This is a genomic window from Magnetococcales bacterium, from assembly GCA_015228815.1.
In the GTDB taxonomy this organism is placed as follows: Bacteria; Pseudomonadota; Magnetococcia; order Magnetococcales; family UBA8363; genus UBA8363.
The window spans coordinates 1-20,032 of the sequence record JADGCV010000041.1 but is presented as its reverse complement, the minus strand read 5'-3'; the positions used below and the strand labels follow the sequence as shown (position 1 = coordinate 20,032).

The following is a 20,032-nucleotide window of genomic DNA, read 5'->3' as shown; positions in this document are numbered from 1 at the left end:
TGATGAAATTGACCCGTCGCTGGCTGTTGGAACATTGGCAGGGGGATCTGGACGCGGGGGCGATCGAACGCCTGCTGACCCGCGCCGGATTGGAGGTCGCTTCGCGCATCCGTCTGGACAAGGGGTTGGAACATGTCGTGGCGGGGCGGCTCCTGGAGGTTGGAAAACATCCCGACGCCGACCGTCTGACCGTGTGCCGCGTGGCGGTGGGGACGGAAGAATTGTCCATCGTCTGTGGCGCCCGCAATCACAAGGTTGGCGACCGGGTGGCCGTGGCCCTGGAGGGGGCCGCATTGCCCAATGGGATGAAGATCGGCAAAAGCCGGATTCGCGGCGTTCCGTCACAGGGGATGCTCGCCTCGGCGACGGAATTGGGGCTTGCGGCTGCTTCGGAGGGGATTTTGCTTCTTCCGGAGGAGACTGTTTCCGGGACTCCGGTTGCGGCAGTCCTGGGACGGGATGACGAACTGTTCGAATTGGAACTGACCCCCAACCGCGGCGATTGTCTGGGGGTTCGCGGGATCGCCCGGGAACTGGCCGCGGCGACCGGCATTCCCCTTCGTCCCCTTCTGCCGGCAGTGACGGTGACCGACGACCGCGAAGCCCCGGTCGTCATCGAGAATCCTGCCGGCTGTCCGCGATACGCCGGGCGGATCATTCGCGATGTCCGGGTCGCCCCCAGTCCCGCATGGCTGAAAAACCGCCTGGAAGCGGTCGGAATGCGCAGCATCAACAATGTCGTGGACATCACCAATTTCATTCTCCTCGACCTCAATCAACCGATGCATGCCTTCGACCTGGGGCAACTGGCGCTGCCGCTGGTGGTGCGCAACGCTTTTCCGGAGGAACGATTGACCCTGCTCGACGGGACAACCCATGAACCGGGTCCGGAAACCCTTCTGATCGCCGATACACGTCGTCCTCTGGCTCTGGCGGGGATCATGGGAGGGATCGACTCGGGAGTGAGCGCACAGACAACCGACCTGTTTCTCGAAGCGGCCTTCTTCGATCCGGTCGTCGTGGCCCGAACCGGACGGCGTCTGGGGATCAACAGCGATTCGCGTTATCGCTTCGAGCGCGGCATCGACCCTGGCGGGTTGACGCTGGCCATGGACCGGGCGACCGAGCTTGTGTTGTCGGTCTGCGGTGGCCGGGCCGGTCCCGTGACCCTTGTCGATACCGCCGCCTGGAAACCCCATGCCCCCATCCCCCTGCGGCATGAACGGATCAACCGTCTTGCGGGGATCCATCTCTCGGAACCGGAAATGGAGCGGATGCTTGCCGGGTTGGGATGTGAAAAGACCCGTGTCGATGGCCAGACATTTTTTCGTCCACCGAGTCATCGGCATGACCTGACGGTGGAGGAGGATCTTCTGGAGGAAATCGTCCGCCTTCATGGCTATGACAACGTGACGCCGGTGTTGCCGCGGGTGGAAACCCGTCCGGCGGAATACGATGCCATGGAAACCCTTTCCTGGACCCTCAAAAGGAAAATGGTCGGCCTGGGGTATCTGGAGACGGTCAATTATTCCTTCATCGGCTCGGGGATTCGGCAACGGTTTGATCCGGATATCGCCGCCGTGGCGCTGCAAAACCCCATCTCCGAAGAGATGGCGGTCTTGCGGACCTCCTTGAGTCCCGGACTCGTGGAGACGGCGCGGCGCAATCTGAGCCGGGGCAACCTGAATCTGCGCCTGTTCGAGACGGGTCACGTGTTTCTTCCGGGCGAGGGCCATCTGGTGGAACGTGAACGTCTGGCGGGGCTGGTCACGGGAGAGTGGCATCGGCGCGCCTGGCATTCGTCCTCCAGGGAGGTTGATTTTTTCGATCTCAAGGGGGATCTGGAACAGCTGGTCTCCCTGATGGGGTGCGGTGGTCTGGTTTTTGAACCGGGTGGGCCGGAATTTCTCCATCCGGGACAGAAGGCAGTATTTCGTCCGCGGGATGTGCATCGTCCCATGGGTTGGCTTGGGCGCTTGCACCCCGAGGAACAAAAACTCCTGGATCCTTCCCAGCCGGTATTTTTGTTCGAGTTCGACGTGGAGGCACTGCATCCCCACCGGTCATTCCAGACTGGAAATAAATTCAACCTGAGCCGTTTTCCCGGAATGGAGCGGGATTTTGCCTTTCTGGTCGAGGAACGGGTGGCGGCGGGTCCCTTCATGGCGGCGATGGCGGCCATCGAACCGGTCCTGATCCAGGAGGTGCGTTTGTTCGACGTGTACCGCGGGGAGCGGCTTCCCGAGGGGATGAAAAGTTTTGCCATCAACGTGTTGTTTCGCGCCCCCGATCGAACCCTTACCGATGCCGAGGTGCAGGAATTGTCGCTTCGTATCCTCGATACCGCCCGCGACCAGTTCGCGGCGCGGCAGCGGTGAGAACGACGCAATCCGTGTCGGGATATTATTGAATGTTGACAGGATGATCGAAGCCGTTTAAGGTCCGAGGGTGTCCCTGGAAACGCTTGATGGAAAAAAATCCCGTGGGGCGGTCTCCGGGGGAGTGGCCGTGTTTTCCCGAGCGCGGATCAGGGCTTGGCGGACTTTCCACAATATTGTGAAGGATTTCATGAACAAGAGACGATCGGCGCGCATTCTCTATCCCTTGGCGCTTCCATTGTGCCTCATGGCGGGTTGTGTCGATTCCGATTCCGTGGCTCGGGTCCGGATCGGTTCGGGTCCGCCTTTGGCGTGGGGATTGGAACCGAGCGAACGGATCAAGCCGTCCCAGAGCGGGGTGTACACGGTGCAACCGGGTGATACCTTGTGGGCGATCGCGGCGGTGCATGGGGTTGAGGTCGAGGACCTGGCACAATGGAACCGGCTGCAAAATCCCGATCAACTGTGGGTGGGGCAAAACCTGGTGACCCGGGCGCCGGAAGGGGGGACGGTGGCGGCGTCGGTCGAAACCCGACTGGAACCACCTGTCGCTTCCGCCAGCGACATCGAAAGCACGGATCTGCCATCGCCGCCCTCATCCCTGGTCCATCCCGAGCCGGTTCCCAAGGCCATGCCGGAAGAAGCGGCGGTGGACAAGGGGGCGGATGGCGGGCAGGTCAAGGAGGTAACCCGGCAGCCGCCATTGGTCGCGGCCCGTGCCGTGGGGAAAGAAGAGACCGGGAAGTCGTCTCCGGTCCCGGAGCCTTCGGCCAGGGAAAAGGACCCGGAACGGTTTGTCGCCTTGCCCGCCGATTCCGCTCCCAAACCCCGGGCGGTGGCCAACGAGGTGGAAGCGCCCGCGGTCAAATCTTCCTGGCAACTGCCCAATGAAGCGCCCAAGGTTTGGATGTGGCCTCATCCTGGCAAGGTGGTTGGAAAATTCGGCAAGCAGGGGGCGCGACAAAACAATGGCATCGACATCGCCGCCAATGACGGAGATCCGGTCGTGGCGTCCGCGGATGGCATCGTCGCCTATGCCGATGACAGTTTGCCGGGGTATGGCAATCTGATTCTGTTGCGGCATGGCGGGTTCTACACCACCGCCTACGCACACAACCAGAAGATTCTGGTCAAACGGGGGCAGGTGGTCAAGGCCGGTGAAAAAATTGCGCTGGCCGGTCGGTCGGGGGGGACCAAACAGGCCCAGATCCATTTTGAATTGCGGCATCATATCAAGGCGCTCAATCCGATGCAGCACCTGTCCCGAAAAAACTGAAGCCAAAAAAAATGATGCCGCGTTGAGCGATCATTTCTTGATGCCCAGCACTGGACGATGTGTTTCCGGACCATGCCCCTTCGAGACCAGACGCCTGGGAAATGGCCGTGACGGAAAACACCGAAAAATGTTCCAACGATGAATTCGATGTCCCATGGAAGGATATCCTGGAGGCCTATTTTCACGAGTTCCTGGCGTTTTTTCTTCCTCTGGCCGAGGACGGGATTGATTGGGGACGCGGGTTTGAATTTCTCGACAAGGAGTTGTCCCGCATCACTCGTGAATCCCGGGTCGGTGACCGGCGCATGGACAAGTTGGTCAAGGTATGGCGGCGTGACGGACTTGAATTCTGGGTGCTGATTCACATTGAAATTCAGGGAGATCGTAAGGCGAACTTTGCCGAGGGAATGTATGTCTATCAATATCGGGCGTATGATTTGTACCACGTACCGGTAGTCGGTTTGGCGATTCTGGCGGACGAGGAGATCGGTTGGCGACCAACGGAATTCAGTTATGACCTTTGGGGAACGAAACAAAGTTACCGGTTTACGGCGATCAAGCTGTTGGACTATTCAGAGACCGAGTTGGAGCAGTCCAGTAATCCGTTTGCAATTGTCACATTGGCACACCTGCACGCCAAGAGGACCAGGCATCGGGTGGCGGAGCGTTATCAAGAAAAGCGGCGTTTGATACGAAGACTGTATCAAAGTGGTTTTGGTCGCCAGCAGGTGGTTGATCTTTTCCGTTTCATCGATTGGGTGCTGCGCCTGCCGGAAGATGCGGATGAAAAACTGTGGAAGGACATTGTTGACTTTGAGGAGAACCAGAAAATGCCTTACATCTCAAGTGTGGAAAGGTTTGGCGAGGAAAGAGGCATCCAGAAGGGTCGTCGGCAAGGAAGCGCCTTAATGCTGAAGGACCTGTTGCAACGCCGTTTTGGTGATGTGCCTGAGTGGGCCAATAAAAAAATCGCCGAGGCGGAACTACCCTCTCTGAAGAAATGGAGCCTGCGAATTTTTGATGTTCAATCGCTGGACGAATTATTTTCGGACACTGTGTGACAGTAACGTTCAGACCCCGTCATTCCCTGCTACAGTGGGAACCTGGGATGTGCGGATCTCCCCTGGATCCCCGCTTTCGCTGGGGATGACGCTTGTCAAGGGGGGTATGAACGGTTGCCGTTCGCCTGGCCAATCGGTTTTCAAGGATATTCCCGAAAAAATTCCATTCATTCGGGAGTGGTTTTGACGGCGGGTTCGGTTTTATCGATGAAGATGATGTCCTCGGGGTAGACCAGTCCCAGGTCGCGACGGGCCACCTCTTCGAGGACGAGGGTTTCTTTTTCGAGGAGGAGGATTTCCTCCTTCAACCGTTCGAGGCGCTCTTCGGCGTCGCGATTGTCCTGCCGGACCATGAGCACCTGTTGTTTGGTCTGGCGCCAGCGGACGAGACCGAGGTCGCCGAACCAGAGAAGATATTGGGCCCAACCATTGGCGACGAGAAGGAAGAGTCCGGCCATCACCCAGGCGGAACTGAATTTTTCCGAGCCATTCAAAATGTTTCTCCCTTAAGCCATGGATTTTGATCGATCATGAACAGTCCCGCCGCCCTGTCGCTGTCATTTCTCCGTTTTGCACTGAAGAACGATGTGTTGCGTTTTGGTCGGTTCACGACCAAGGCGGGTCGCGAGACCCCTTATTTTTTTGATGCCGGGCTGTTCAACAGCGGCGTGCAACTGGAAACGCTGGGACGATTTTACGCCGATGCCATACGCGAGGCGAAGTTGGATTTTAACATGATTTTTGGTCCGGCCTACAAGGGGATTGCGCTGGCGACCGCCACGGCCACGGCGATGGCCCGTTATCATGACCGGGACTGTCCCATCGCCTTCAACCGCAAGGAGGCCAAGGATCATGGCGAGGGGGGGCGGATCATCGGTGCGCCGTTGCAGGGGCGGGTGTTGGTGGTGGATGATGTGATCAGCGCCGGGACCTCGATCCAGGAGTCGGCGGTCTGGATTGGCGCGGCGGGGGCTTCGCTTGCCGGAGTCGTCATCGCCCTGGACCGTCAGGAACAGGGCCGTGACGATGCGCACAGCGCCGTGCAACAGGTGGAAGAGACCTTGGGCATCCCGGTGGTGGCCCTTGCCCGTCTCGACGACCTGATCCATCTGCTTGAGGAGGACCCGAAGAATGGCGCGTATTTGCAAGACATCCGTTCCTACCGCGCGCGTTATGGGGCGCGGTGACCGGGAAGGGGCGGCGGAATGGCAATGATCGAAAAATGAGTGGAGGCGATGGCCACGGGATTTTGGTTTTTACCGAAGGGGCGCCGTGTTCCATCGATGGCGTTGGCGGACCTCGTGGAAATTCCCCCACGGCCCCGATCCGGGTGTCGTTCAGTCCCGCCGACACCTGCATGCACGGATGTTCGTTTATTTCGACCAATCCGTGAAAGGGACCTGGGAAGGCCCGGATGATGGAAAAGGCCCCCGGGTTACCCTTTGGCGCGTGGCATGGGACTTTATGTTACGGTTTGCAGGTTTTGACCGCCTTGACCGCCTTGCCGCTTCCCTTGAGGACCACGGTATAGGTGAAGGATTGTTTGCCGTTGGAAAATTCGACATTCATTTTTCCCTTTCGGGCGACATTGTCGAGGATTCCGTCGGTCGATTCGAGGTACTGCCAGCGCCAGTTGGCATCTTTGGCGGCGGCATCGGCGACAAAAGAGATTTCCCTGGGTTTGTCGTTGTCGAACTTGATGGTGACCTTTTCGTGGGCCAGGCCGATGCGGGACTTTTCGGTGAACAGTTCACCGTAATAGTCATCGGCGGGGAAGAGGGCGAGGATGGCGGCGGGTTGGGTCGTTCCTTCATGGAGCTGGATTTCAAGTTTACAGGTGTTGTCCACCTTGCGCACTGTAAACTGACCGCTCTTGAAGAGTTCACCGGCCTGTAGCGTACCCCATGGGGCCGCAGCGACCAGCAGAGAGGCTAGAACAGGGGACAGTCGCATGCCGCGGTTCTCCTTTTTTCAACGAGTGGGTGAATCCATCGACGCCCGCCGGCCATGGTGTTGGCCCGAGGCGGGGTCCTGAGTATCCTTAATATTAGAAACGGGGATTATAGCGGGTCCAAATCCATCCCGCCAGACTTCACAGGAAAAAAAAGTGGCATATTCAAAAAAGCCGGGTGAAAATAGGCATCGAATCACCGTCGGACGGGATGGTTCATGACGGATCGGGCGGATCAACCAATGGAGAATTTCATGATGGTCGAAGGTGGGCGCAGCCAACGGATGAAGGAACTTCTTGAAAGCAGGATCCTGATTCTGGACGGGGCCATGGGGACGATGATTCAGAAGGAAAATCTGGGAGAGGCCGATTTCCGTGGCGGACGTTTTGCCGATCACCGGGTGGACCTGAAGGGGAACAACGATTTGTTGTCGTTGACGCGGCCCGAGGTGATTCTGAAGATTCATCTGAGTTACCTGGAAGCGGGTGCCGATCTGATTTCGACGAACACCTTCAACGCCAACGCCGTCGCCCTGGCCGATTATGACATGGCGGATCTGGCCCGGGAAATCAACCGCGAGGGGGGACGTCTGGCCCGGGAGGCCTGCCGGCGTTACGAGGAGCGGCATCCGGGAGAACAGCGTTTCGTGGTGGGTATTCTCGGTCCGACCAATCGTACCGCCTCGATTTCACCCGATGTCAACAATCCGGGATTTCGCAACATATCGTTCCTGGAACTCAAACAGGCCTACGCCGAGGCGGTGTGCGGCCTGGTGGAAGGGGGGGTCGATCTGCTGATGGTCGAGACGGTCTTCGACGCCCTCAATGCCAAGGCGGCGCTTCTGGCGATCATGGAATTCAACGATGGCCGATCCGATCCGATTCCCATCATGATTTCGGGAACCCTGACCGATGGTTCGGGCCGCACCCTGACGGGACAGACGGTCGAGGCCTTCTGGAATTCGGTGGCGCACGCCGAACCGTTGTCGATGGGATTCAATTGTGCCCTCGGGGCCGAGCAACTTCGGGGGCACGTCGCGGAGCTTTCGGGATTGTGTGAAACCTTCGTATCGGTGCATCCCAATGCGGGACTGCCCAACGAACTGGGTGGTTACGACGAAACGCCTGAGTCGATGGCGGCCAAGATGGCCCAGTTTGCCCGGTCGGGATGGGTCAACATTGTCGGCGGCTGTTGTGGCACCACCCCGGCGCATATTCGCGCCATCGCCGAGGCGGTTGCGGGGTTGCCTCCGCGAAAACCTCCGGCACGCAAACCAGGGTTGCGTCTGAGCGGGTTGGAGGCCTTCAACATTGTTCCGGGGTCGTTGTTCGTCAATGTCGGCGAGCGGACCAATGTCGCCGGATCGCGCCGTTTCGCCCGGTTGATCCGGGAGGGTGGCTTTGAGGAGGCCCTGGCCATCGCCCGGCAACAGATCGAGGATGGTGCCAATCTGATCGACATCAATGTGGACGACCCCATGCTCGATCCCAGGGAGACGATGGTCCGGTTTCTCAATCTGGTGGCGGCGGAACCCGACATCAGCCGGGTTCCGGTCATGCTGGATTCCTCCAACTGGGATGTATTGGAAGCGGGTTTGCACTGTCTTCAGGGGAAGGGGATTGTCAATTCGATCAGCCTCAAGGAAGGGGAGGACTCCTTTCTCGATGTCGCGATTCGGGCAAAGCGTCTTGGGGCCGCGGTCCTGGTGATGGCCTTCGACGAACAGGGGCAGGCCGATACCCGTAAGCGTCGTCAGGCCATTTGCCGGCGCGCCTATGATCTTCTGGTCCATCGGGTGGGTTTTTTCCCGGGGGACATCATCTTCGATCCCAATGTCTTTGCCGTCGCCACCGGCATCGAGGAACACAATGGCTACGCCCTCGACTTCATCGACACCGTGTCCTGGATCAAATCCCATCTTCCGGGGGTGTTGACCAGTGGAGGCATCAGCAATGTATCCTTTTCGTTTCGGGGGTTCGAACCCATCCGCGAGGCGATGCATGCCGTTTTTCTCTATCATGCCATTCGTGCCGGTCTCGACATGGGGATCGTCAATCCCGGACAATTGACGGTCTACGAAACCATTCCCGAGGCGCTGAAATCCCTGGTGGAGGCGATTGTCCTCAACCATGATCCGTCCGCCACGGAGCGTCTGCTGGCGACCGCCGACCGTTTTCATCCATCCCGGGAGCATCGTGGCGACAGTCAGGAGCGCGCGTGGCGGCAGGCTCCGGTCCATGAACGGCTGACTCATGCCATGGTCAAGGGGATCACCGAGTTCATCGAGGCCGATGTCGAAGAGGCCCGATGTGCCGCCCGGCATCCCCTGGAGGTGGTCGAGGGTCCGCTGATGGCGGGGATGAATCGGGTTGGCGAGCTGTTCGGTTCGGGACGGATGTTTCTGCCCCAGGTGGTCAAGAGCGCCCGGGTCATGAAAAAGGCGGTGTCGCTTCTGGTTCCCTTCATCGAGTCGGCCCCCAGTCGATGTGAACAACCGCGGCAAAATCGGATCCTTCTGGCGACGGTCAAGGGTGATGTCCATGACATCGGCAAGAACATCGTCAAGGTGGTTTTGCAGTGCAATCATTTCGAGGTTATCGACCTGGGTGTCATGGTCCCGATGGAAACCATTCTTGATGCGGTCGTCGAGCACCAGGTCGGCCTGATTGGGCTGTCGGGATTGATCACCCCCTCTTTGGAACAGATGGTGCGGATCGCCCAGGAGATGGAACGGCGTGGGTTTACCCTGCCTTTGTTGATCGGTGGTGCCACGACCTCGCCGTTGCATACTGCCGTGCGGATCGCCCCTGGCTATTCCGGGCCGACGGTGCATGTCAAGGATGCGTCGCGGGCTGTCGGGGTGGCCTCGGAATTGTTCAATCCTCTGTCGCGTGATTCCTTCATTCAAACCTTGAGGGCGGCGCAACAAAGTGTTTGCGAGCGCCATCAACAGAGGAAAAAATCTCATGTTTCGCTCGATGTCGCCCGCAAATTCCGTTTTCAACCCGAAGGGGCAGGGGCGGCCTGGGTTCCCTTTGTGCCGAATATTCCCGGAATTCAGGTCATCGACGACATGGACCTGGGAATCCTGCGTGAATGGATCGATTGGACCCCGTTTTTTCATGCCTGGGAGATGACCGGGAGTTATCCCAAACTTTTTGAACATCCAGAATCCGGGGCGGCGGCCAAACGGTTGTTCGACGATGCCATCGACTGGCTGGAACGCATCGTTTCCGGGAGGGAACTGACGGCCCGGGGCGTCTTCGGTCTTTTTCCCGCCAACGCCTTGAATCATGAGGATGTCGTCTTGTATGACACTCCCGAGGGGCAGGGGATTCGTGCCGTGTTTCATTTCTTGCGGCAGCAGGAGGAAAAACCGGCGGGCAAACCCTATTATTCCCTGTCGGATTTCTTGTTGCCACAATCTTCGGGACGGATCGATTGGATGGGGGCGTTCGCGGTTACTGCCGGACTGGGGCTTGATCGGTTGGTGGCGCGGTTGGAAGGGGAAAAGGATGATTATGGTGCCATCATGGTCAAAGCACTGGCGGATCGTCTGACCGAGGCCTTTGCCGAATGGCTTCACGGCGAGGTTCGGCGGCGTCATTGGGGCTATGCCGCCGCCGAACGGTGGACGCAAAAGGAAATCCTGTCCGAATCCTACCAGGGGATTCGTCCCGCTCCGGGGTATCCTTCCTGTCCCGATCACAGCGAGAAAATCACTTTGTTTCGTTTGCTTGATGTCTCCGGCAACACGGGGATCCATCTGACCGAAAGTCAGGCGATGATGCCCCAGGCGGCGGTTTGTGGATTTTTTCTGGCGCATCCCCAGGGGCGGTATTTTCATCTGGGGCGGGTGATGGCGGATCAGGTGGCCGATTATGCACAACGGAAGGAAATTTCCGTGGCGGCGGCGGAGCGGTTGCTGGTGACCAATCTGGGATACGAGCCCGAATGAGGATGGGAATCGTGTATTGGTCATACTATTGAAAGAAAAAAAGGGGCTTAAGGGATTGCCCCCAGACCCCTTTTTTCTTTCAATAATTAAATCCGAAGGGTATCTTGGCAGTTACCTTTTTTTCGTAACCGTTCAGACCCCCTCTCCCTCCGGGAGAGGGTCGGGGTGAGGGGAAACAGAAACTCCATCATTCAAAGGGCTGTGGTGATCCTTGAAGAACCATTCCAATTGCTTGATTTCGTGACGAGATCTTTCTATGGAATTACCGTTGATCAAAGCGCCGGTTCCCTCACCCCTGCCCCTCTCCCAGAGGGAGAGGGGAAAAAATCCAGGGGGGGTCTGAACGGTTACTTTTTTTCAATCATTTTGACTCCAAGAAGAGGTGAATTTGATAAGGATCTTTTCCGAGTCAAAGACGGCGCGGCATTTCTGGGTCCTTGACCATCCCATCGCCCACCGGGGACTGTTCGACACGGACCGGGGGATTCCGGAAAACAGCCTGGCTGCCTTTCAACGGGCATTGGCAAAAGGATATGCCATCGAACTCGATGTCCGTCTTCTGGCCGATGGCGGGGTGGCAGTCTTTCATGATCAGGATCTGGAACGGATGACGGGTGAAAAAGGACCGGTGCATCGATTGGAAACGGCGCAATTTCGCCAACTGCGACTGATTCACGATCACCAGCCCCCCCCCTTGTTGCAGGATGTGTTCGACCTGGCCGGGGACCGGGGAAAAATTCTGGTCGAAATCAAGGACCCAACGCCCCTTCTGGCCCAGGCGGTGGTCCAGGTCGCCACCACTTATCGGGGACGATGGGCGGCCCTTTCATTTCATGCACGGTCGATCGGCTGGTTCGCCCGGAATCACCCCGGAATCACTCGGGGACTCAATGGCGGGGTGTTCGAAACAGATGTACCCTTCCTGGCTTCACTCGCGATACGAACCTTCGCACATGCCGCCTGGGCCAGGCCCCACTTTTTGGGTTGTCGCATCGACAGTCTCAAGGATCCGCTGCCGCGCTGGTTTCGTCGTTGCGGGATGCCCGTTGTCGCGTGGACGGCGCGGTCGGAAGAAGACTGGAAAAAGGCGGAACAGGATGCCGACGCCGTGATCTTCGAGGAAAAAAACAGCTTCACGATCCCGTCGGCGGTGACGGAGGAAGCGAGGACAGCAACGCCTCAAGGTTGGTGCGCGGCATGCGATTCAGGCGCAGAATGATTTCAGCCAACAGATCATCCGGTTCATAGAAATAGGAGGGTGAAACCTGAAGTACCCTGGAAATGCGTGTCACCGTGTTGACGTTGGGTTGACGCGATTCCCGTTCATAGCGATTGATCCGGGGCGAGGCGACTGTCGGGGTCAGGCCGATCAGTATGCCGAGTTTTTTCTGGGTATATCCCATCCGTTCCCGAGCCAGACGCAATCGGGCCGCGAAGACGCTGCCATCCATTGATATGCCTCCAAAATATTATTATTTCTTTCCTTTCGATCTTCCCCTTTACTGTAACATCATTCGTCGCTTCAATAAGACTTCCTAGTTGGTAGATAGTTCCAAGGAAAATGATGTAACAAAGAATGACAAATAGCTTGAGGTTGCCATGAATACGACAAATTTCTCGATCATCCCGATCATGGAGGCGAACAGTAATCGGATCGCGGGCAGTTTCTGTTCGACGATGGATGCCGTTACCAAGGAGGAATTGGCCGCGTTGCAACAGTTGCGGGAGTTGACGGGGCAGGCCAAGGAGGTCAAAAGACTGTTGAAGACGGTGGAAGGGAATGATGAAAGATTGGCTCTGGAAAAACGTTTGGAATCATTGCGAACGGAGGCCACCACATGGCAGGCACGACGGGAGCAGACGACACTTGAAAAAAACGTCCGCCTTGGACATGCCATCCTTCCGGTCGCGGATCCAAGGGTGGGTTGACATTAAATAAAATTATCAAAAGAAAAGAGGGGTCTGTGGGATTGCCCCCAGGGTTTTGATTTTGACTTTATTTTTCCCGGTTTATAGCGAAGAAAGGGAAACGCAGTGCAGGTTGTGCTACATGGCGTGCAGCAGATATTGAATGACAAAGGCCGTATCGAACGCTTCTTGCCCTGTAAAGCCGTAGGTGGTTTTGATCATGGAAAGAAGTTTGTCGGGATTGCCACGGACTTCCTTGGGAATGTCATTGAGCCAAGCTTTTATTTTTTCCCTGCCGAAGGTCTTGATCACCCCTTCGATCCATGTTTTGCCAAAGCCGTTGGCCTCCCTGGCGTGAAGAGCGATTCCGGTTTGCACAAGGTTTTTCAATTCTTCACGGGTAAAGCGCAAGAGTCCGGCGCCATCGACGAACACCAACGCCAGATTGTCGAAATACCCCTCGACGGTTGCGCCACAAAGACGTGAAGAGATTTCAAGCGAGACGCTCGTGCGGGCAATCCGTCGTTGATCGACACCTGGGAGTTTTTTTTGCAGGATGGTCCCCGCATCGATGACCACATGCCGCATTTCGCCGTCGAAGGGTTCCTCGACCCGAATGGCATGGATCGTGTCGCCCTGGGTCGGATCGTCGAGAATGGCATGATGATGGTAATGACGGATTTCACCCAGGAGGCGGTTTTCGTTGTCCAGATAGTGGATCCGAATGGCCATCCAGGCCCGATCATCCTCTCCCGCCATGGCATACAACGGGGTCAGGTCCACGGTCAGGCGCATCAGTTTTTTGTCGAAAAGTCGTTGCACCCGAACCGGATTCTGTCCCTCGGCAAAATGAAGGTAAAGCATGCCGTGGCTGATCTCGGCGGAAGCGGCCCCGGGAGTGACTACCTTCGGGGTGTGTTCTCCCCCTTTTCCCGTCCGTTCCTCGATTTCGCGGGATATTTCCGAATAGAGTTTGTGTCCTGGCGCGACCTCCTTGTCGCGGGCCTCGGGAGATGGGGCGTCATCGTCGGGTGGCACACAGGCGCGGTCGTCGGCAACGACCATCCATCCCTCACCCAACGCCACTCCATCGGGACGATTGAACGGATCGGTCCATTGTTCCTCGGCCAGGGCAGTCAATGAGAAAAAAGTGAACAACAACATCCCGGCCCAGAATGTGGAAAGCGGCACCATCCGATACCCCTTGGCCACGGAGAAACGGCCCGGGAATAAACACCGTTCCCGAGGTTTGGCGTGAGGGATGCTCTGCGATTGGTGGCCGCGGGGGCGTTTGTCACATGGCATAACGATATTGCTTGTAGAAATGAAGGACCTTGGCCACATACCGTTTGGTCTCGGGATAGGGAGGGACAATATTGCCATATTTGCGTACCGCCCCCTCTCCCGCATTATAGGCAGCCAGGGAGAGGGTCAGATCATTGTCGAATTGATAGAGAAGATCCTTGAGAAACCGCGCCCCCGCATGAATGTTGTCATGGGGGTCCAGGCGGTTGATGACGCCGTAGCGTTTGGCGGTATCAGGCATCAGTTGCATCAGACCGACCGCCCCCTTGCGCGAAACCGCCAGGGGATTGAAGGCCGACTCGGCGCGGATGACCGCCTTGAGGAGGGCATCGTTGACACCGGTCCTTTTGGAGGCATCGCGAATGATTCCGACAAAGGGTTCGACCGAATAACCCCAGGTGTCGAAGGCGTTGCCATAGTTGGTGTCGTATTTTTCGGTGTCGTAACCATAGCCATAGCTGTAGCGGTTTTTCCCCTTGGCTTTGCGATCGGCTTGCGCGGTCAAGGGTTGGGTGCGCATGAGGAGTTGATAGCGGGGATCGGTCGGTCGATCGGTCAGATGGACCACCCCTCGGGCATCGACATAGGTATAGATGTCACCGCGGGCGCTGCCGGGACCCAGGAGCGCAACAAGAAGAAAAATGCTGCCGATTGGCGATTGAATCCGTGATTTCTTCATGGAAGTGGCCTGCTTCATCGTCACTCGTCACTGGTGGAATCGACTTTGACAGCACAATGCCCTCATCGAAGGAGGGACGGCATGCGATTACTTTGCCATAAAGTCTTCGGAATAAAAATTTTCCCCTTGACTCTCGGTTTGAATCAAAAAACGAAGGGCAACCCCATTGCGGTCCACCCGAACGACTTCGCAGGGAAACCGCATTTGTCCTCCCTCGATGGGATTGTCCGCTTCCAGACCGACATCCCCTTCCTCGCCCGTCACCAACCCGAACGGATGATCCCGGGTCGTGAGGTAGAGTCCGCGGGTACTCATATCCCTGATGACGCCATGGACGACCGCGCCGTTTTCCAGTACCAGGGAGACCCGGACCTGGAGGTTGAAGCGCGGCAAGGCCCGTTCATCCTGGCTGCGATTCTTGCGCGCCCCGCTGAAAAAACGCGCAAGCATCAGGCCAACATGGCGTCGATGAAGGACCGGACCGCCTCCACCCGGGCGGGCATCACCTGGCAGCGGTGGGGACGTTGTTCCAACCCTTCCAGCACGGGGGGGCGTTCCGGTTCCCTGCCGATGGCCAGCCGCACTGCATCGCCAAATTTGGCCGGATGGGCCGTGGCGAGACAGACCATTCCCGGCGAGGTCCGTGCCGCGGCAAATCCGACGGCCGTGTGGGGATCCAGGAGATAGCCATGCCGTTCATGGACCTGGCGGATGGTCGCGAGCGTCTCTTCCTCATCCACCGCCACTGCCCGGAAGTCGCCTGCGTCATCGATGGTTTTTTTGGGGATCCGAAATCCCCCTTCGGTATCGATCCTGGCCATCGTGTCACGAACGGCAACAGGGTCCTGCGCCAACAGATAGAATACGTATCGTTCAAAGTTCGATGAAACTTGAATGTCCATTGAAGGGCTGATGGTTGGGGTCGCGGTGCCGATGTGGTAGTCTCCGGTCGCGAAAAATCGGGAAAGGATGTCGTTACGGTTGGTTGCCAACAGCAGCGGTCCCGTGGGCAGTCCCATCCGTTTGGCGACATACCCGGCAAAAATGTCGCCGAAGTTTCCGGTCGGCACGGAAAAATCGACCCGGTGTGCCGGGTCGCCCCGTGAAAGACGGCCCCAGGCATGAAAATAATAGACCACCTGGGCGAGGATCCGCGCCCAATTGATGGAGTTGACCGCTCCCAGATGGTGTTTGTTCTTGAAGGGGAGGTCGTTGAACAGGGCTTTGACGATCGCCTGGCCATCATCGAAGGTCCCTTCGATGGCGATATTGTGAACATTGGGATCGAGGACGGTGGTCATCTGCCGTTCCTGGATCAGCGATACCCGGCGATGGGGATGGAGGATGAAGATGCTCATCCCCCCTTTGCCCCGCACCCCGTGAATGGCGGCGGAGCCGGTATCGCCCGAGGTCGCTCCGAGAATGTTGAGGCGACCGCCATCGCGTTTGAGCAGGTATTCGAACAGATGTCCCAGGAACTGGAGGGCGACATCCTTGAAGGCCAGGGTCGGTCCATGGAACAGTTCGAGGACCTGATGCGCTCCGACTGCGACCAGGGGGGTGATTTCGCGATGGCGAAAGGTTCCAAAGGCGTTTTTGACCAGGCGGTCCAGGTCGCGGCGTGGAATGTCATTCTCGGCGACGAAGAGGGAAATCACCTCGGTGGCCAGGGACATGAAATCGAGGCCGGCCCATTGTTTCAAGGTGGCGGCGGAGACGGTGGGAATGGATTCGGGGAGGGTCAGGCCGCCATCGGTGGCCAGGCCCATCATGACCGCCTGGGAAAAGGGGATGGGATCGATCTTTCCACGGGTGCTCAGATACTTCATGTCGGACTCCTTGTCCCGGTCGTCAGTGGTTCTCCGGGACATGTTGCGGTTCGATGCGACCATCGAGCAGGGTCAATCCCAGGGCAAACTTGGAATGTCGCGAGGGTTGCAGTCGATGACGTTGCCTGAGCGTCCGGGCAAGTTGCACCATTGGTTCGGTAGGACCCGATTTTTGTTCCAGTTCGACCTCGAAGAGGGGCAGGGACTGGTCGCCCGCCCTTACCTCGCCACAATCCAACGCCAGTTCGGTCACGCATCCCCCTTCAAGATGCAACAGCAGCGATCTTCGTTCGAAGCGGGTATGTACCAGGGGCGCCAGAAACGCTTCCCCTGGAGCGATGCCGAGGACCTGTTGGCGCAAGGGGCCTTCCGGCAGGAGAGACAGGCGATCGACAGGCGCCAAAATCTCCTGTTCCCACTCGCGTCGGACGCAAAACCCGTCCACGATCGCGCCATCGCCCTTCAGGCAGGCCTGCCACAGGCCATTCGATGAATCGACGCGAAAGCGAAAACCGTAACCGTGGGCCAGAAGCGCCCTTCCGGGGGTATCGAGGTAGGTCGTGGCCAGAGGTTTTGTTTTCCAGGAGGATTCTTTGTTCTGGTTTAAAAGATTCACGTCGGCGGCAATCCGATCGAGGGTTGCCGCATCGACGGCGGTCAGTTTGACCTCCTGTTCCATCGTTCCATCCGCAACGCGCATCATGACACCATATCCTGGTCATCCCCGTTTGACCGGGTATCCCTGTCCTTCCCAATGAATCATGCCGCCCGCGACGTTATAGACATTCTGGATGCCATGACGTTTGAGGGTGACCGATCCCATCAGCGAGCGGTTGCCGCTGCGGCAGATGACCGCCACGTCCTTGTCCCGGGTTGCCTTTTTGACCTCTTCCACCTTGGCGTCGAGTCCACCCAGGGGGTAGGAGCGGGCTTCCCGGATATGGCCCAGGGCAAACTCGGCGGGGGTACGGACATCGATGAGGATCAGAGGGGGGGCAGAGGCCAGACGCTTGGACAATTCATGGACGTTGATCGAACCGATCCGGTAGTAATGGGCGAGCAGTGGGCCGCGAAACACGAGAAACACTACGACCAGTCCCATCAGGATCATTGCGCCGTTTTCCTGCAACCATGCCATGCCCGACTCCTTGTGTCACAAGCCCTCCCGATGGTGTGTGCCCGTCATCGCATCGATCGTATCAGGGGGTGCAGAAGATGGATTTCGTCAACGCCACCAGTTCCAGCACCTTGCAGTCGCCCACCCGATAGAAGACCTGATTGGCTTCGCGTCTGGAGGACAGGATATTCTTGTCCCGCATGATGGTCAGATGTTGGGAGACATTGGATTGGGTTGTCCCGACCGCTTCCACCAGATCCTGGACGCTGAGTTCCTGATCGTTGAGGGCGACCAGGACCTTCAATCGAAGGGGATGGGCGAGGGCCTTCATGCAACGGGCCACTTTTTCTATGTTGTTTTCTTCGAAGTCCACGGAACGCAATCGTCCTGTTCGAGGTGGGAGAACCCGGCGTGTACTGTTTTATTCAAGCCTTGGACCAGTTTGACGGACTCTCTTGATAATAAGAAGGTTCAGGTAGTGCGTCAACATCTTCAGATACGTGGACGTCGAACGGGGTTCGATTTTGCTCGTCAGGGTGGGTGGGGTGTTTTTTCGTGGTCTGTAGGCGTGAAAGTTGCAATCAGGGTTGCCGCTGTCGTGATGCGCGGCTTCCGTACCGGATCGAATTCAAGAAAAGTGGATGATACTTATGGATTTTCCGACTATTTTCGATGATTTTCTCGACAGTCTTGAACGGGAACGGGGTGCTTCGCGCAACACCCGACAGGCGTATCGTATCGATTTATTGCATTTTGCCCGCCATTGGCGGGAGCGGACTGGTCAGGAGTTGACGCTTTCCCTGGCCGCGGCCATTCGTCCAACGCATCTTCGCGCCTATCTGGGCCACTGTTTGCGGGAGAAACTGGCCAAGGCGACCATGCAGCGACGGATTGCCGCCATCCGAGCTTGGTTTGCCCATTTGCAACGGCGTGGCCAGGTCGAAGGCAATCCGGCGCGTCTGATTGCCACTCCGAAGACGGGGATCCGACTGCCGCGCGCCCCCAGCGAGGAGGATACCGTCCGACTGATCGAGACCCCGGTTCCGGACGCGGCGCGGCATGCCACGAACCTGCCCTGGCTTGCGGCAAGGGATGGCGCCATTCTGGAACTGTTGTACGGGTCGGGTTTGCGTGTTGGGGAATTGTGTGGTTTGGACCATGGCCGTCTGCACCTGGCGGCGCGGGAGGTCCGGGTCATCGGCAAGGGGGACAAGGAGCGGGTCGTCCCCTTGAGCGCGGTTTCCGTGGTTGCCCTGGAGCGGTATCGGACATTGTTGCGGGAGCGGGTGGGGGTTCTTGAACCCGACCGACCGGTGTTCATCGGCGAAAAATGGCCGGAGCGGCAGTTGCGACTCGATCCGCGACAGGTGCAGCGGCTGGTGCGTCAGCGCCGGCGCTGGCTTGGTCTTCCCGAGAAGACAACCCCCCATGCCTTGCGTCATGCTTTTGCCACCCATCTGTTGCAGGCGGGGGCGGACCTCCGTTCCATCCAGGAGATGCTCGGCCACGCCACCCTTTCGACCACGCAACGTTATACCCACCTCGACCGTGCCCGCCTGGCCCGCATCTACGATGAAGCCCATCCCCGGGCGCACCTTGATGTCTCTGATGGATAATCTATTGAAACAAAAGTGTGGCGGAAATGATGTGGATCGGTCGCCTGGCGTGGTGAAGACGGGTTCCAGGGTTCCACCCTCGTGCCGGAAAAATGGGCATGGCCAAACCAATGCACATGTTGATAAAGTGGGATCCATTGCGGGATAAACAGGGTCGTCTGTAGTCAACAGGCGCCGTACCGGGAGACAATGTGATGTCGCAGACCGTAACTTTCGATGATATTTGGAGAATGTTTCAGGAAATGGTCCAGGAGGATCGTGAGCGAAGAGCGGAGTTGGACCGCAGATTCCAGGAAACCGACCGCAAATTCCAGGAAACCGACCGCAAATTCCAGGAAACCGAGCAGCAGATGAAGGAAACCTACCAGCAGATCAGGGAAGTTTCCGCGCAAATGAGGGAAACCGACCGGCAGATGAAGGAAACCGACCGGCAGATGAAGGAAACCGACCGGCAGATGAAGGAAACCGACCGGCAGATGAAGGAAACCGACCGCAAGATCAAGGAGGTCAGCCAGCAGGTTGGCAACCTGGGTAGCCGGTGGGGTGAGTTCGTCGAAGGCATCGTCGCTCCGGCCTGCGAGACCCTGTTTGCCGAGCGAGGCGTTCCCGTGCATCGTGTTTCGCCCCGGGTCAAGGTAAGGAGTCTGGACGGTCGCCAGCGCATGGAGATTGACCTGTTGGTGGACAACAACAACACCGACAGCATTGTCCTGGTGGAGGTCAAGAGTCGTCTGACCGCCGAAGATGTCCGTGATCATCTGAAGCGGGTGCGTGAATACAAGGAATTCTACGAAGGCGAAGGTGGCGCACGGGTCATGGGCGCCGTGGCCGGCATCCTGATCGATAAGGATGTCGATCGATTCGCCATGAATGAAGGGCTGTTCGTCATCGTCCAGTCTGGCGACAGCGTCAAACTGGCCAATGAGGAAACGTTTGTCCCACGTACCTGGTGA

General features: G+C 57.9%; 19 protein-coding genes. 9 read left to right on the top strand and 10 right to left on the bottom strand.

All coding sequences use genetic code 11. The features are described 5' to 3' along the window. The first annotated feature begins 2 nt into the window (after positions 1-2). The 3 genes from HQL76_14760 to HQL76_14750 all read left to right on the top strand — a co-directional run bounded on the left by HQL76_14760 (position 3) and on the right by HQL76_14750 (position 4,715). Positions 3-2,378: a phenylalanine--tRNA ligase subunit beta gene (locus HQL76_14760; GenBank protein ID MBF0110426.1), complete on the top strand. Its 2,376-nt coding sequence runs from the start codon at positions 3-5 to the stop codon at positions 2,376-2,378. Between the two features lie 190 nt (positions 2,379-2,568). After that, positions 2,569-3,654, top strand: a complete 1,086-nt coding sequence (locus HQL76_14755) for a peptidoglycan DD-metalloendopeptidase family protein (protein ID MBF0110425.1) — start codon at positions 2,569-2,571, stop codon at positions 3,652-3,654. A 305-nt stretch (positions 3,655-3,959) separates the two neighbouring features. Next, positions 3,960-4,715: a DUF4351 domain-containing protein gene (locus tag HQL76_14750; GenBank protein ID MBF0110424.1), complete on the top strand. Its 756-nt coding sequence runs from the start codon at positions 3,960-3,962 to the stop codon at positions 4,713-4,715. A gap of 167 nt (positions 4,716-4,882) precedes the next feature. Here HQL76_14750 and HQL76_14745 read toward each other — a convergent pair whose 3' ends face one another. Continuing rightward, entirely contained in the window at positions 4,883-5,209 is a 327-nt protein-coding gene (locus tag HQL76_14745) for a septum formation initiator family protein (GenBank protein ID MBF0110423.1), read from the bottom strand. Positions 5,210-5,245: 36 nt separating this feature from the next. On the opposite strand from HQL76_14745, the gene pyrE reads away from it, so the two are divergent. Next, positions 5,246-5,902 carry an orotate phosphoribosyltransferase gene (pyrE, locus tag HQL76_14740; GenBank protein ID MBF0110422.1) on the top strand — a complete coding sequence of 219 codons (657 nt, stop codon included), beginning with the start codon at positions 5,246-5,248 and terminating at the stop codon, positions 5,900-5,902. 280 nt (positions 5,903-6,182) lie between these two features. Here pyrE and HQL76_14735 read toward each other — a convergent pair whose 3' ends face one another. Further along, entirely contained in the window at positions 6,183-6,668 is a 486-nt protein-coding gene (locus HQL76_14735) for a hypothetical protein (GenBank protein ID MBF0110421.1), read from the bottom strand. Positions 6,669-6,923: 255 nt separating this feature from the next. Here HQL76_14735 and metH point away from each other — a divergent pair, with 255 nt between their 5' ends. Both metH and HQL76_14725 read left to right on the top strand, forming a co-directional pair. Continuing rightward, positions 6,924-10,625, top strand: coding sequence for a methionine synthase (gene metH / locus HQL76_14730; GenBank protein MBF0110420.1), 3,702 nt, complete (start codon positions 6,924-6,926; stop codon positions 10,623-10,625). Between the two features lie 382 nt (positions 10,626-11,007). Continuing rightward, positions 11,008-11,844: a glycerophosphodiester phosphodiesterase gene (locus tag HQL76_14725; protein MBF0110419.1), complete on the top strand. Its 837-nt coding sequence runs from the start codon at positions 11,008-11,010 to the stop codon at positions 11,842-11,844. Here HQL76_14725 and HQL76_14720 read toward each other — a convergent pair. Then, positions 11,759-12,076, bottom strand: coding sequence for a helix-turn-helix transcriptional regulator (locus HQL76_14720; GenBank protein MBF0110418.1), 318 nt, complete (start codon positions 12,074-12,076; stop codon positions 11,759-11,761). The genes HQL76_14725 and HQL76_14720 overlap by 86 nt on opposite strands. A gap of 148 nt (positions 12,077-12,224) precedes the next feature. Between HQL76_14720 and HQL76_14715 the strand changes: the two genes are divergently transcribed. Next, positions 12,225-12,554: a hypothetical protein gene (locus tag HQL76_14715; GenBank protein ID MBF0110417.1), complete on the top strand. Its 330-nt coding sequence runs from the start codon at positions 12,225-12,227 to the stop codon at positions 12,552-12,554. Positions 12,555-12,671: 117 nt separating this feature from the next. On the opposite strand, the gene HQL76_14710 is transcribed toward HQL76_14715, so the two are convergent. The 7 genes from HQL76_14710 to HQL76_14680 form a co-directional block, all read right to left on the bottom strand. Then, positions 12,672-13,727: a hypothetical protein gene (locus HQL76_14710; protein ID MBF0110416.1), complete on the bottom strand. Its 1,056-nt coding sequence runs from the start codon at positions 13,725-13,727 to the stop codon at positions 12,672-12,674. Between the two features lie 100 nt (positions 13,728-13,827). Beyond that, the gene (locus tag HQL76_14705; GenBank protein MBF0110415.1) at positions 13,828-14,517 is read right to left on the bottom strand and encodes a lytic transglycosylase domain-containing protein; all 690 of its coding nucleotides are present in this window, start codon (positions 14,515-14,517) and stop codon (positions 13,828-13,830) included. A gap of 87 nt (positions 14,518-14,604) precedes the next feature. After that, complete coding sequence (locus HQL76_14700) at positions 14,605-14,967, bottom strand: PilZ domain-containing protein (protein ID MBF0110414.1); 363 nt, start codon at positions 14,965-14,967, stop codon at positions 14,605-14,607. Continuing rightward, the gene (locus HQL76_14695) at positions 14,967-16,346 is read right to left on the bottom strand and encodes a threonine synthase (GenBank protein ID MBF0110413.1); all 1,380 of its coding nucleotides are present in this window, start codon (positions 16,344-16,346) and stop codon (positions 14,967-14,969) included. The genes HQL76_14700 and HQL76_14695 overlap by 1 nt, the downstream gene beginning before the upstream one ends. Positions 16,347-16,368: 22 nt before the next feature. Beyond that, entirely contained in the window at positions 16,369-17,049 is a 681-nt protein-coding gene (locus HQL76_14690) for a CYTH domain-containing protein (protein MBF0110412.1), read from the bottom strand. Between the two features lie 15 nt (positions 17,050-17,064). Continuing rightward, positions 17,065-17,484: a rhodanese-like domain-containing protein gene (locus tag HQL76_14685; protein ID MBF0110411.1), complete on the bottom strand. Its 420-nt coding sequence runs from the start codon at positions 17,482-17,484 to the stop codon at positions 17,065-17,067. Between the two features lie 61 nt (positions 17,485-17,545). Then, complete coding sequence (locus tag HQL76_14680; GenBank protein ID MBF0110410.1) at positions 17,546-17,794, bottom strand: winged helix-turn-helix transcriptional regulator; 249 nt, start codon at positions 17,792-17,794, stop codon at positions 17,546-17,548. A 319-nt stretch (positions 17,795-18,113) separates the two neighbouring features. Here HQL76_14680 and HQL76_14675 point away from each other — a divergent pair, with 319 nt between their 5' ends. Beyond that, positions 18,114-19,079, top strand: coding sequence for a tyrosine recombinase XerC (locus HQL76_14675; protein ID MBF0110409.1), 966 nt, complete (start codon positions 18,114-18,116; stop codon positions 19,077-19,079). 194 nt (positions 19,080-19,273) lie between these two features. Further along, positions 19,274-20,032 carry a DUF3782 domain-containing protein gene (locus HQL76_14670; GenBank protein ID MBF0110408.1) on the top strand — a complete coding sequence of 253 codons (759 nt, stop codon included), beginning with the start codon at positions 19,274-19,276 and terminating at the stop codon, positions 20,030-20,032.

What these genes read in the sequence shown, in the direction of transcription:
- pyrE (MBF0110422.1), top strand. Translation starts at nt 5,246, where the DNA reads ATGAACAGTCCCGCCGCCCTGTCGCTGTCATTTCTCCGTTTTGCACTG.
- HQL76_14750 (MBF0110424.1), top strand. Translation starts at nt 3,960, where the DNA reads ATGGACAAGTTGGTCAAGGTATGGCGGCGTGACGGACTTGAATTCTGG.
- HQL76_14695 (MBF0110413.1), bottom strand. Translation starts at nt 16,346, where the DNA reads ATGAAGTATCTGAGCACCCGTGGAAAGATCGATCCCATCCCCTTTTCC.
- HQL76_14720 (MBF0110418.1), bottom strand. Translation starts at nt 12,076, where the DNA reads ATGGATGGCAGCGTCTTCGCGGCCCGATTGCGTCTGGCTCGGGAACGG.
- HQL76_14670 (MBF0110408.1), top strand. Translation starts at nt 19,274, where the DNA reads ATGTCGCAGACCGTAACTTTCGATGATATTTGGAGAATGTTTCAGGAA.
- HQL76_14680 (MBF0110410.1), bottom strand. Translation starts at nt 17,794, where the DNA reads ATGAAGGCCCTCGCCCATCCCCTTCGATTGAAGGTCCTGGTCGCCCTC.
- HQL76_14685 (MBF0110411.1), bottom strand. Translation starts at nt 17,484, where the DNA reads ATGGCATGGTTGCAGGAAAACGGCGCAATGATCCTGATGGGACTGGTC.
- HQL76_14700 (MBF0110414.1), bottom strand. Translation starts at nt 14,967, where the DNA reads ATGCTTGCGCGTTTTTTCAGCGGGGCGCGCAAGAATCGCAGCCAGGAT.
- HQL76_14715 (MBF0110417.1), top strand. Translation starts at nt 12,225, where the DNA reads ATGAATACGACAAATTTCTCGATCATCCCGATCATGGAGGCGAACAGT.
- HQL76_14675 (MBF0110409.1), top strand. Translation starts at nt 18,114, where the DNA reads ATGGATTTTCCGACTATTTTCGATGATTTTCTCGACAGTCTTGAACGG.
- HQL76_14755 (MBF0110425.1), top strand. Translation starts at nt 2,569, where the DNA reads ATGAACAAGAGACGATCGGCGCGCATTCTCTATCCCTTGGCGCTTCCA.
- HQL76_14735 (MBF0110421.1), bottom strand. Translation starts at nt 6,668, where the DNA reads ATGCGACTGTCCCCTGTTCTAGCCTCTCTGCTGGTCGCTGCGGCCCCA.
- metH (MBF0110420.1), top strand. Translation starts at nt 6,924, where the DNA reads ATGGTCGAAGGTGGGCGCAGCCAACGGATGAAGGAACTTCTTGAAAGC.
- HQL76_14705 (MBF0110415.1), bottom strand. Translation starts at nt 14,517, where the DNA reads ATGAAGAAATCACGGATTCAATCGCCAATCGGCAGCATTTTTCTTCTT.
- HQL76_14690 (MBF0110412.1), bottom strand. Translation starts at nt 17,049, where the DNA reads ATGATGCGCGTTGCGGATGGAACGATGGAACAGGAGGTCAAACTGACC.
- HQL76_14710 (MBF0110416.1), bottom strand. Translation starts at nt 13,727, where the DNA reads ATGGTGCCGCTTTCCACATTCTGGGCCGGGATGTTGTTGTTCACTTTT.
- HQL76_14760 (MBF0110426.1), top strand. Translation starts at nt 3, where the DNA reads ATGAAATTGACCCGTCGCTGGCTGTTGGAACATTGGCAGGGGGATCTG.